This is a genomic window from Bacteroidia bacterium, from assembly GCA_037045145.1.
Lineage (GTDB): Bacteria > Bacteroidota > Bacteroidia > AKYH767-A > OLB10 > OLB10.
Genome location: JBAOIA010000012.1, coordinates 70,932 through 83,293, shown reverse-complemented (window position 1 = coordinate 83,293; position 12,362 = coordinate 70,932). Strand labels below are relative to the sequence as shown.

Here is a 12,362-nt window from a genome sequence, read left to right as displayed (position 1 = left end):
TTGTAGATTATTGCTTATGCTTTTTTCTTATAGTGAAGTAATAATTACACCACATAATGCTATTATAGTAATAACCAGAATAATTTCGAGAATAACTAAAATTCGATCTAATGCCTTTTTCGCGAATTATTTCATGATCAATTTTTGGAGGTTGTTTTGACATGGCTGTTATAATATTTAAAACTCCGGCTCAAAGCCGGAGTTTTTCTGTTTTGGTTAAAGGCTACTTAATGACAAGTTTTTTGGTATAATTAATCTCAGAAGTGGAAATTTTAAACATATATAATCCTTTTGATAGTCCTGAAATATCCAGATTTAGAATATCATCAGTTGGCTTTATTATTTTTTCCAAAACAACCTTTCCTTGTAAATCAATGAGGTTGATTTTGCCTGCTACTATTTCATTATTTAGTTTAACTAATAAATACTCACTTGCAGGGTTTGGTAAAATTTCAAATGTTGTTTTCTCATTTTCTATAGTGTTCACCAATACACCATTGCTGCAAACTTTGGCACACCAGATGTGAGTATTATTACTTTCGTTCCAAAATATGGCATTACAACCGTCTGTGTCATCAATAGTAGTCATGACGTTATTGCTAACAGAAGCATTATTGGTTGCTAAATCAATACCTGATGCAGGCCATGTCAAAGTGCCATTAGATCTTATGCGTTGGCCAATGATTGTTTGAAGATTTGCAGAATTATATGCAACAAAAATGGCATTGCTGTCGCTGATAGCAATTTTTTGATAACCATAATAGATATGAGATATTCCAATTTCTACACCATTGGCAGTCCATTGGGGAACCCCATTCGTATTATATTCCTGAATATATAATGTTGTTTGGTTTGCAATTCTATTGTCGCCCCAGGAAACATAAAGTTTATTATTGCTAAATATAGCATGCGGGTGGTATTGATATGTGTTTGATAAATTAACAATATTCTTTATTTGTGGTGACCAGGTAAAATTGCCTGATGCATCTAATTTGGTTAAAAGTATTCCTGAAGTATAAGATTCCCATACAACATAAATATTTCCGGAGTTATCGTAAAGCAAATAGTGTAGTCCATTAAAACCATTTAGATTCACACCTTGTGCAACATCTACGGCTGTTGGCCATTGCGGCACACTTTGCATATTATATTTTTGGATATAGATACCACTGCCCAAGCCATTGCCTCGCGATAAACTGTAAAACGTATTTTGTGGTCCTTTGTAAAACAAATAAGTATAACCGGGTAATGTTGCAGTTTTTGAATTGGCCCAAAGTTTATTGCCATTGGCATCTATTCTGTTAAATTTAGGTCCGGAAGAACCACCATAGTAAACAACAGAATAGTTGATGAAGGCACCGGAATCATTCGGAATGGCCTGCATTGAATAAGTTTCAATGCCAAGAATACTTGCAGCAGCACTGCTTTTTTCTATCAGTGTTGGCTGTGCCCATACATCGTTTCCACTAAAATTTACTTTTTTTACCAGTAATGAATCCCCATAAGTTGTGGCGTTTTGTATCCATGTAAAAATTATTCCGTTATTAAACAGGGTGCAATGAAATGCCTGAACAGATTGTGTTGTATGCTGAATGATGATTTTGCCATTGGCAGTCCATTGTGCATTACCGGCAGCATCCAAATGCTGACCGTAAAGTTTTTTAATAGTACCGGTTCTGTTGTCAATCCAAAAGGTGAAATAGCCACCATTGCCATCTTTTAGAATCTGAAGATGAGACTTTGTCGCGGTAGCATTACAAACAGAAAGAGGCTGTGCTGGGCTACTGCTGAATTGTGCCTTTGTATTATATGTAGTTAGCAGAATCCACAATAAAATGTATAAGTTTTTCATTTTGATTTAAATTTAATTGTAATTATTTTCTGAAATAGATTTCAATAATAGCAAGTGATATCGGATGATTTATCTTCCGATTATTAAGCGGTAAGAAAAACTTATTAAACGGTTCAATTGATATTATATCAATTACTATCTTGCACTAAATTGCTGCCAAAATCAACACACATAGATGAACCGTTTCGTTACTTATCTATTTCTTTTTTTGTTGTTAAGCCTGACTGGCAGGAGTCAGGATGCTTCTAAGATTCCTTTATATCTGAATGACTTGAAGCAGGCAGCCCATGATTCTGCAAGAGTGGAAGCGTATCGTAATTTATGTTTTAATTATAGCATTGCTAATACCGACAGTGGAATTTACTATGGTAAAAAAGGCCTTGAAATTGCATTAAGAATCAAGTTTGATAAAGGCATTGGTGATTGTTACAATAGTTTAGGATGGTGTTATTCACGGAAAGGCGACTATGCTGAAGCCAAAAAATATCTCACACTTGCACTTCAATATTTTGAACAGACAAACGATAAATGTAATATAGCAGTTGTGTTAGCCAACATCGGCAGCACCTATTTTAATCAGAGTTTATATGCTGATGCATTAGAGTATTTTATAAAAAGTGTGAATTTATCCAAGGGATGTCAGGATTCATCAAGAAGACCTGCAGGCATGTATTCTATTGGCATTGTTTACAACAGTCAGAAAGAGTTTCAGAAAGCAATTCCTTACTTCAGAGAAGCAGCTGAAATTAGTGTACAGATTAAAGATAGCAACAAACTGGCCGATTGTATTAATGGAATTGGTAATGCATATCTTGGTTTAGAATTTTACGATAGTGCATTCTATTACCTGCGCCAATCTTCTGCAATGTATCAGAAGTTATCTAACATTAGCGGAGCAGCTTTTGCAGCAGAAAGTTTAGGTAGTATTTACCTTATCCAGAAAAATTTTGACATGGCGCTAATGCAGTTTGAGTTTGCAAGAGAGAATTTTGAAAAATCGGGCAGTAAAAATGATTTATGTTATGAGCTTACTTTGATTGGTGACGCTTATAGACAATACGGTAAAGTAAACTCCGCAATCATCTATATGAAGATGGCTTTGCAGATTGCTGACAGTAATAAGTTTCAGGCGTTGCAGTTACAGACATTAAATTCTTTGAGTGAGCTTTATGCCTTAAAGCACGATTTCCAGAATGCATATTTAACTTTTAAACAGGCTTCGGAGATAAAGGATACCATCAATGAAACAAAGCAGCAAGCTAAACTTGATGAGATAAAGACAAAATTTGAAACTGAGCAAAAAGATAAAATTATTGAACTGCTTAACAGAGATAAAGCAATTGAGAAATCAAATGCAGAATGGCAGCGGCAACTAAAGAATATTTTTATAATAGGAGCAGTGATGCTGTTGCTCATCATATTAAATCTGTATAACCGCTTTACTTTGAAGAAAAGAGCTGCACAGCAGTTAGAACAAAAAAACATCATCATTGCAAAAGAAAAGGAGCGTGCTGAGCGGAGTGAGAAGTTTAAGCAACAATTTCTGGCCAATATGAGCCATGAAATCAGAACGCCATTAAATGCAATTTTCGGAATGACTGAATTGCTACAGGAAACCAAGCAAGATGAGCAAAGTAGCAAGTATTTACAAGTCGTAAAACAATCATCAGAAGGTTTACTTGTAATAATAAATGATATTCTGGATTTATCAAAAATAGAAGCAGGAAAAATGGAGCTTGAAAAAACTCCATTCAGATTTAAAGAAACTATTGACCATGTGTATCAAACCTTTTCTCAAAAAGCAAGTGGTAAAGGACTCGATTTGAAATTTTCTGTAGGGGAAAATGTGCCAGAGTTTATTATAGCAGACCCATTTCGTATTACACAAGTTCTTATAAACTTAGTAGGAAATGCAATCAAATTTACTGAGAAAGGCTTTGTGATTGTATCTATTAAGCAAATAAGACAAGCACAACAAAATGGTAAAGCATTTTGTGCACTTCATTTTGAAGTGTCTGATAGTGGCATTGGGATACCTGAAGGTCAGCAGGAGAAAATATTTGAATCTTTCAGTCAAACGCATGCTGGAAATTCCAGAAAATTTGGCGGCACAGGCCTTGGTTTAACTATTTCTCAAAGCCTTGTTCAGCTGATGGGTGGTAATATTGAAGTGAGTAGTACAGAAAACCAAGGCACAGTGTTTTCATTTACAATTGAAGTAGAAGTTGCAGATTCTTTTGAAGATTTACAGAAGTTGAAGCATGTTCCTTCGCAAGTAGCAATTTCTAAACAAGGTTTTTCGGTTTTGCTTGTAGAGGACAATGAGTTTAATCAGATATTAGTAAAAGATGCACTTAATAAAAAAATGCCTGAAATAGCGTTGAAAATTGTTGGAACAGGAAGTGAGGCATTAGAATTTTTGAAAACAAAAATGGTCGATTTGATTTTAATGGATATTTCAATTCCGGAGATGGATGGATATGAAATTACACATATCATTCGAAATGAACAAAATGAGTCTGTTAGAAAAATTCCTATAGTTGCAATCACAGCAAATATTTCTCAGCTTGAAAAAGAGAAATGCATTGCTGCAGGGATGAATGACTACTTGTCAAAACCATTTAAAATTTCGGAGCTGACTGATGTAATCAATCGTTTTAAGATTGAAGCGTTTGAATTGACAGACAGCAACAAAAGTAAGATTGAAGCAATATCATCCACTGTTGATTTAGCATATTTAAAGGATTTTACAGATGGTGATATTCAGGAAATGTCGCGATATGTTGACATATACATTGAAAGAATCCCTGAAGTTTTTGGAGAGATAGAAATTTCTTTAAAAGCAGATGATGAAAAACATGTAATTGTATTATTACACAGCATTAAGCCTTTGATTGCTGCTGTTGGTTTGACTGAGTGTGCACAAAAAATTTCAGAACTTGAGAAACAGAAAGACACAATTAAGAAAAATAAGCTGATGCCTGTTGTATTACTTATCAGAAAACAATGTATGGCAATGATTGAATCTTTGAAAATGTGGAAAAGTGTAAATTCCATGGGCTAAAAGTATAATTGTACACTAATAATATTTTATTTGTCGAGTGAAAAATATAAAAGCCATTGTAGTAGATGATGAAGCGTTCGGCAGAGAACAGATAAAGTCATTGTTAAAAAAATACTTTCCTCAAATCGTATTAGTTGCAGAAGCAGCTAACTCAACAGAGGCATTAAAGCAGGTATATTTTCATAAACCGGATTTGGTTTTTTTGGATGTTGAAATGCCCGGTAGCAATGGTTTCGATTTGCTTGAGAAAATTCAGGAACATGATTTTGAAATCATATTTGTAACTGCCTTTGATCAATATGCCCTTAAAGCAATAAAATTTTCGGCATTAGATTATCTGCTTAAGCCGCTGAGAAAAGATGAATTTATACATGCAGTTCAGGAATTTCTTAACAGACAGAAAAATGCATACGACAGAAAATCTGTTATTAATAATCTTATCAGAAATTTAAAATCTGTTGAAGAAAAATTATTTCGTTTGGCAGTAAACACATCAGGTAAAACATATTTTCTTTTGCCTGATGAAATTATCAGATGTGAAGCTGATGGTAATTACACAAGAATTTCCTGTAGCAATAAGGAGATGATACTTGCTTCAAGAACTTTAAAAGAATTTGACGATTTACTCAATGGTTATAATTTCATCAGAGTACACAGGGCGCATCTGGTTAACAAAAACCATATAAGGTCATTTAATAACGAAAACAAATTGGTGATGAGCGATAATTCGGCCATTGAAGTTTCCAGGAGAAAAATGGGAGAAGTACGCAGTTTATTCGGGCAATAGATTAATAAACAGTGTTAATCAAATAGAGCCAACTCCGGATAGTCAACAGGATTCAGTATTTCCGGAACATTACGATTAACTCTTGCACTGTTTGCCGTTTGCGAAATGGAATGTGCTGTCATATCGCTTTCATTGTATGGTTTAATCATTGATTTAATTTCGTCAATAGCGATATTTGGATCAACCCATTTTTTTTCCTCTTCCTTAGCAATAATCAATGGCATTCGCTTTTTAACATTATGAATTTTTTCCATTAACGGATTGGCTGGAGTTGTCAGAATGCTGAAAGTATGATGTAGTTCTCCAGTACTTTTGTCGGCCCAGATTTCATAAATGCATCCTAAAGAAAATATTTCTGACTGAATTGTTTTAATAAAGTAAGGATACTTCTTTTTGTTTATTTCGCGCCATTCATAAAATCCGGATACAGCTAACAGGCATCTTTGTTTGGCAATACTTTTTCTGAAAGAAGGCTTTTCAAAAACCGTTTCGCCAACGGCATTCAGTGTTTTTGTTTTTATTTCAGAAGCGCTTTTAGTGTCTTTTATCCATGAAGGAATGAGTCCCCACTCAAACAAAAAAAGCCCATCATACCTGACTATTGGCAAAAACGGATGTGCAAATCCGCTGACAAAGTAGTAAAGCGGCAGTTCTGGTTGAGCTGTTTCAAAACTGAAAGTTGCCCCAATAACATCTTTATAACGTTCGGCATATTTTTGTTGCCGGGTTTCCATTATTGCTATATTGTAACACATAAAAATTTACATATTTAACAATAAAAATCGGCAAAAAATTTATCAGCCAATCATAACAGGCATAATGAGCATCAGAATATCCTCTGCTGCATTGGTGTGATCTTTTCCGGGAGTCAACAGCCCAGCACGGTTTGACAATGACATGTGCAGATGAATCTCTTCTGTGTCAAGATTAGAAACTATATCAGCAAGAAAGCGTGCATTAAATGCAATGTCCATATCAGCACCATCATAAGAGCAAGTTAAACGCTCGTTGGCTTCGTTAGCATAATCTACATCTTCAGCAGAAATTGCCAATTCACTTCCTTTGATTGCAAGTTTTACCTGATAGGTAGTTTTGTTAGAAAATATAGAAACACGTTTTATGGAATTCAAAAATGCTACTCTGTCAACCGTTAAAACATTTGGATTGTCAACCGGAATTACTGCTTCGTAGTTTGGATAACGACCATCAATTAAACGACAAATCAAATCATAGTTGTCGAAGCTGAAAAAAGCATTTGCCTCGTTATAGTCAACTTTTACACGTGTTTCTTCCTGAGGTAAAATGTTTTTTAGCAGGTTAAGCGGCTTTTTAGGTAAAATAAATGAACCGGCTTCTTTTGACTTAATATCTGTTCTGCGATAGCGCACCAAACGATGTGCATCTGTTGCCACAAAAATGGTGCTGTCCTGAGAAAGCTGACAAAACACACCTGACATAACAGGTCGTAAATCATCATTGCCGGTGGCGAAAATGGTCTTATTAATTGCCTCATGCAAAACTGATGATGGCAATTCGATATGGTTGCTTTTTTCTAGAATAGGTATGCGTGGAAAGTCTTCGCCATTCTGACCATTGAGTTTATATTTTCCATAATCGGAGCTAATTTCAACAGTATGATTTTTTTCATTGATGGTGAAAGTAAGAGGCTGCTCATTAAAAGTCTTTAAGATGTCGAGCAGAATTTTTCCGGGTATGGCAATTATCCCTTTGTCTTTAGATTCAACCTTAAGTCTTGTGGTTATAGTTGTTTCAAGGTCAGAAGCCGACAAGGTGAGTTCGGTGCCATTCACGGCAAACAGAAAATTGTCTAAAATCGGCAGGGGAGAGTTGGTGGCTAAAACCCCACTAATAGATTGTAAATGTTTTTGAAGTACAAGGCTGGAAACAATTAGTTTCATAAATATTAAAAGTTAGGAGGCAAATATAATCAGATGGAACTTTGTGAAGGCTAAATTAAAGAAAAATTAAAGACTACCGAATCCCTTGATTCTGTCGGGTTTACTAAACAATTTGTCAAATACATGATACTGAACCACTACCAAATTGGTGTCGTTATTCCATGAGGCATACATTCTGTCGGGATCAAATTCACGCAAAAGCCCTGTTCTCTCATCAACACTTGTCATAGTTCCTGTGTCAACCGGCTTCAGGTACATTTCAATCTTGTCTTTTTTCCCATCAACACCTTCAACTTCCAATATTCTTATGGGTTGTGTTTTTAATAACGAATCACGATAGGCAACATCAAGATTGTAGGTTGGGCGTTCAAAACCTATAAGTTGGTACTTGGCTAAGTATGCAACTAACTGAGATTGAAAAATTTCTGATGGCACTGTTGCAGTCAAACTTGAATAGTAAACATAATGATCATCATCTTTTTTTACGCTGAACGATTCTTCAGGATGTTGATTATTCTGGACTCTTACAGATGCTATCTGCCCCTCACCATATTGAAAAATAATACGACTCCGCCATTCATCGGCACTGGCAAAATAGCGTGTTGTAAGGTAGCCATTAAAGCCCGGAATATGTATTACAAATGGTACTGCAGAATTTTCAATGTACATAAAGGTGCCTAGCATATCTTGTGTTGGCCCGCCAACGTAATAGGTTTTAATTTTATCTCCTTTGCTGAAAATCTCAATTTTTGTACCTGTGCTGCTCAACTCTTTCAGTACGTTTTGCAAGGCTGCTTTGCCTACAGGGCTTCTTACTTCAATTTGTTTTATGGTTTTTAGTAAAAAGTTAATTGCATCCTGTCGCGCTGGATATTTACCATTAATTGTCCAAAGTGCAGGACTTTTTCTTTCAAGCAATGCTTTGTTACCTTTTTTATCAGCAAGAAACATTTTATCAATTGAAGCTGTATCGGCAACAGCAAAATCTCGCAGTTCTTTTTTAATAGTGCTATTGCTGCTGTTGAAATAATAATATCCGGTTACAGAAAGTAACAACATAACCAATAGAAGTAAAATTCGGTTTTTATTCATTATTTTATCAGGAGAATTTCTTTTTCCGCAAAAACAACTTAATCATTGCGAAAAGAATTATTAAAATAACAGGTAATGCAACATTTACTATCTGCAGCATTTTTTTATCAGGGTCAAATCGTGTTTTATCTAACAGGCGGAGTTTAAATTCTTTTGCTCTAAGAGTCATCAACCCCGAATTGTCACATAAATAATCAATACAGTTTAGCAATAGATTTTTGTTTCCATAAAACTGCCCTGTATAACGATCTAAACCAAGTGGATAAACCGTGTTGCTGCTCCGTTTATAATCATTACGAATAACATCACCATCGGCAATTACAATCATGCTTGTAGTTTGACCATCTGATTTGAAACCTATAGTACTGTCTGTAGCAATCTGATATGGAATCCGGTTTGCATAATTAGAGCGAAAAGAGCCTTCCAGCAATACGGCAAGATTTGCAGGTGGGTTGCTATAATCTTTTTCATCGGGTTCCTTACGCAGGATATTTAGACTTACTACTGCCGGTGATTGAACAGTTTTACAATAGTGAGAACTTTGCAACAAAATAGTTTTTTTTATGTGTGCCGAAACAATGGTGTCAATACTTCCGGCAAATGCAAAACGTATGGCATTAAGATTATTGACAATAGGATGCTTGGAGGTTGGTGTCACAAGTGGATAATAAAACCAGGGTAACATAGAATTCTGCGGACGGTTGCCTACATAACCTGTTAAAATAGGGATAGGCACTGCCTGTAAATCCATCACCAAATCTTTATTCAACCTAACACCATAACGAAACAACATGTCATCAAGATTCAACTCTTTTGGAATAGCGATGAATTCATTTTTTCTTGCCAAACTATCCATATCGGCATTCATCATATCGAGCAGCCAAAGCACCTTGCCACCACGCATAATAAACTGATCTATGATAAATTTATCTTTTTCATCAAATGCAGAATCTGGTTTTGCTATCACCAGGCAATCATAATCTTTTAAGGCATTAAGCTGATTTTTGATTTGCAAATAATGTGTAGGGTAGGAGGCTGAAACAGATTTATAGAAATCGGCCAAATACGGTTTGTCTAATTCACCCTGACCATGTAAAATACCAATGGTGGCAGGTCTTTTGGCAGAAATTTTAGAAATGGCGTTGATAATCTCATATTCCAGATTCTGAATAGACGTGTTTACCATCTCTTCTGCCGAAGCACCCATTCTGTCTTTTAAAAGTAACAAAGGTTGTTCTTTTGACAGATAGTTAAGTATTGCTCCCGGAAATAAAATTCTTTCAGATGTACCTTCAGCACTTCGTTCAGAGATATTGGTGGGTTGAAGTCCTTTGTCTGCAAGTTGATTGTAAAGTTCATTGCGCTGCTTGCTGTCTGTTAATGCTGATGGGTCAATAAAATCAAACTCAAGATTTGAGCCCGCATAACTTTTCATTTCCATCAGCATGTCGCGTGTTGCAGAACTCAGTCTTTGAAAACCTGCAGGTAAGTCACCTGTCAGATAAACTTTAATATACACAATGTCTTTAAGCTGTTTTAGCTTTTCTTTTGTGGTGGATGAAAGGGTAAAACGTTTCTCAGTGGTGAGGTCATAGCGCCAAAATAAAAATTTACCTGCTGCATTAAGGCTAATAATTACTAAAAGTAAAAGTAAAAACTGATAAAGATTGGCACTACTTTTCTTCTTCATATCACCACTTTCTGCTTTCAAGTTTCAAACGGGTAAACACTAAAAACAATGCTGTAAGGCTGATAAAATAAATTACATCGCGCGAGTCAATTACACCCCTGCTCATTGAATTGTAATGTGCAACAATGCCAAGTTGATCAATCAAGTTTGCAACAACACCTGTTGAGAGAATGGTTGCAACAGACTGAAATCCTGAGTAACATAGCAGACATAAAAACATGGCAATGATAAATGCCACCAATTGATTGTCGGCTAATGAAGAAGCAAAAACACCAATGGCAACAAATCCTGATGCCAGAAAAAATAGTCCAATATAACTGCCTGCAATTCCTCCCAAATCAATATTTCCTAAAGGTGCAGCATACTGATATACTGTAAAAACATAAACCAATGTTGGTATCAATGAAAATATGACCAATACCAATCCTGATAAATATTTTGCCAATACAATCTGAAATTCTGTTAATGGTTTGGTAAGCAATATCTCCAAAGTACCTGTACGTTTTTCTTCCGAAAACATGCGCATGGTTATGGCAGGAATCAAAAACATATAAACCCATGGAGTAATGTTGAACAAACTATCTACGGCAGCATAACCACTTTCTGCAATATTCAGGTCATTGCCCGGAAACACCCACAGAAATAATCCAATCACAATTAAAAAAACAGCTATAGAAATATATCCTATAAGTGAGTTCAGAAAACTATTTATCTCTTTTTTTAATAGTGAATACATAATGGTTTAAAGCAGCAATGCTGAAATAAAGACTGCCAAAAATACAGTTTCGTTGCATATATGTGCTTGTAGATTATGAAAGTTTTAGGAAGCTTATAACAACAAAATTGTTAATTAATAATTTGCTTGCAGAAGTGCTTTTCAGTGAAGCCAAATTTCTTAATCTTGCTTTTTGAAAAATCATGGGAATTTACGTTAAATCTTCAGCATGCATCAGTGCCAGAAATACTTTTGGTGAAACTGATCTTTCAGACTTTAGCTTGCGGTCAGAAAAGTTAATGGCAAGAGAGCCTGTTTATAGCATGATAGCGCCTGCCGTTTTGCGAAGAATGGGAAAGGCCATTAGGATGACCTGTGGTGCAGTGAGTCAGCTTGAATTGAAAAGCAACCCTGTAAACGGAATAATAATAGGTACTGCAAATGGTGGCATGGAAGACTGTATTCGTTTTCTGAATCAGATTGTACAGTATGATGAGGGCACATTGACACCAACAAATTTTGTTCAAAGTACACCCAATGCCATTGCATCAACCATTGGAATGAACCTTCAATGTCGCGGTTACAATATTACACATGTTCACCGTGGCAATGCATTTGAAAATGCTTTGCTCGATGCATTTATGTATTTAGATGAAAACAAAAATGCTTCTTTATTGCTTGGGGGAATTGATGAAATTTCTGATTACAACTATAATATAGAACGCCTGGGTGGATGGTATAAAACTGAAATCCCTGCTAACGGTTTGTATGAATCCAAAACAGAAGGAAGTATTGCAGGAGAAGGTTGTGCAGTGTTTTGTTTAAGTAAACGGCCACAAAATGCATTGTTTGAAATTGTTGATGTCAATACCATGCACAGCACCGATGTAGATTCAGTACAATCAGGAATAAAGCAGTTTTGTGATAAACATGCTTTAAATCTTTCGGAGACTATGTTGTTGTCAGGTCACAATGGTGATGTAAGAAATGAAGCATTGCATCAAGCAGTTGAAAATGTATTTGATAAATCAACAGTCATCAGATACAAACATTTTTTCGGTGAGTTTCCAACCGTTTCAGCACTTACACTTTGGCTCATTGGTCAGATTGCGACAAGCGATGCTGTTTTGCCGGATCATTTCTATTTACGTAAGACAGAAACTAAAATTAAAAACTATCTTATCTGGAATCATTACAAAGGCTATCAGCATGGATTTATATTATCAAAACCTTGCCAATGAAT

At 35.5% G+C, this 12,362-nt stretch carries 9 protein-coding genes; 3 read left to right on the top strand and 6 right to left on the bottom strand.

All coding sequences use genetic code 11. From position 1 onward, the window contains the following. Nucleotides 1–223: 223 nt before the first annotated feature. Complete coding sequence (locus tag V9G42_09805; GenBank protein ID MEI2759707.1) at nt 224–1,852, bottom strand: T9SS type A sorting domain-containing protein; 1,629 nt, start codon at nt 1,850–1,852, stop codon at nt 224–226. A gap of 175 nt (nt 1,853–2,027) precedes the next feature. Here V9G42_09805 and V9G42_09800 point away from each other — a divergent pair, with 175 nt between their 5' ends. Then, a complete protein-coding gene (locus V9G42_09800) occupies nt 2,028–4,916 on the top strand; it encodes a tetratricopeptide repeat protein (GenBank protein MEI2759706.1) in 2,889 nt (962 codons plus the stop codon). 37 nt (nt 4,917–4,953) lie between these two features. After that, on the top strand, nt 4,954–5,703 hold the full coding sequence (locus V9G42_09795; GenBank protein MEI2759705.1) for a LytTR family DNA-binding domain-containing protein: 750 nt from the start codon (nt 4,954–4,956) through the stop codon (nt 5,701–5,703). 14 nt (nt 5,704–5,717) lie between these two features. On the opposite strand, the gene V9G42_09790 is transcribed toward V9G42_09795, so the two are convergent. From V9G42_09790 to gldF, 5 genes are all read right to left on the bottom strand, one after another. Next, on the bottom strand, nt 5,718–6,437 hold the full coding sequence (locus V9G42_09790; GenBank protein ID MEI2759704.1) for an SOS response-associated peptidase: 720 nt from the start codon (nt 6,435–6,437) through the stop codon (nt 5,718–5,720). Nucleotides 6,438–6,500: 63 nt separating this feature from the next. Continuing rightward, nucleotides 6,501–7,622 carry a DNA polymerase III subunit beta gene (gene dnaN / locus V9G42_09785; protein ID MEI2759703.1) on the bottom strand — a complete coding sequence of 374 codons (1,122 nt, stop codon included), beginning with the start codon at nt 7,620–7,622 and terminating at the stop codon, nt 6,501–6,503. A gap of 66 nt (nt 7,623–7,688) precedes the next feature. Further along, complete coding sequence (locus V9G42_09780) at nt 7,689–8,714, bottom strand: DUF4340 domain-containing protein (GenBank protein MEI2759702.1); 1,026 nt, start codon at nt 8,712–8,714, stop codon at nt 7,689–7,691. Nucleotides 8,715–8,721: 7 nt separating this feature from the next. Beyond that, complete coding sequence (gldG, locus tag V9G42_09775) at nt 8,722–10,425, bottom strand: gliding motility-associated ABC transporter substrate-binding protein GldG (protein MEI2759701.1); 1,704 nt, start codon at nt 10,423–10,425, stop codon at nt 8,722–8,724. Beyond that, on the bottom strand, nt 10,406–11,140 hold the full coding sequence (gldF, locus tag V9G42_09770; GenBank protein ID MEI2759700.1) for a gliding motility-associated ABC transporter permease subunit GldF: 735 nt from the start codon (nt 11,138–11,140) through the stop codon (nt 10,406–10,408). The genes gldG and gldF overlap by 20 nt, the downstream gene beginning before the upstream one ends. Before the next feature lie 182 nt (nt 11,141–11,322). Between gldF and V9G42_09765 the strand changes: the two genes are divergently transcribed. Further along, nucleotides 11,323–12,360, top strand: a complete 1,038-nt coding sequence (locus tag V9G42_09765; GenBank protein ID MEI2759699.1) for a beta-ketoacyl synthase chain length factor — start codon at nt 11,323–11,325, stop codon at nt 12,358–12,360. Nucleotides 12,361–12,362 lie beyond the last annotated feature (2 nt).

Excerpts from the sequence above, each read along its gene's own strand:
- V9G42_09805 (MEI2759707.1), bottom strand. The coding sequence starts at position 1,852 with ATGAAAAACTTATACATTTTATTGTGGATTCTGCTAACTACATATAAT.
- V9G42_09800 (MEI2759706.1), top strand. The coding sequence starts at position 2,028 with ATGAACCGTTTCGTTACTTATCTATTTCTTTTTTTGTTGTTAAGCCTG.
- V9G42_09790 (MEI2759704.1), bottom strand. The coding sequence starts at position 6,437 with ATGGAAACCCGGCAACAAAAATATGCCGAACGTTATAAAGATGTTATT.
- dnaN (MEI2759703.1), bottom strand. The coding sequence starts at position 7,622 with ATGAAACTAATTGTTTCCAGCCTTGTACTTCAAAAACATTTACAATCT.
- V9G42_09780 (MEI2759702.1), bottom strand. The coding sequence starts at position 8,714 with ATGAATAAAAACCGAATTTTACTTCTATTGGTTATGTTGTTACTTTCT.
- gldF (MEI2759700.1), bottom strand. The coding sequence starts at position 11,140 with ATGTATTCACTATTAAAAAAAGAGATAAATAGTTTTCTGAACTCACTT.
- V9G42_09765 (MEI2759699.1), top strand. The coding sequence starts at position 11,323 with ATGGGAATTTACGTTAAATCTTCAGCATGCATCAGTGCCAGAAATACT.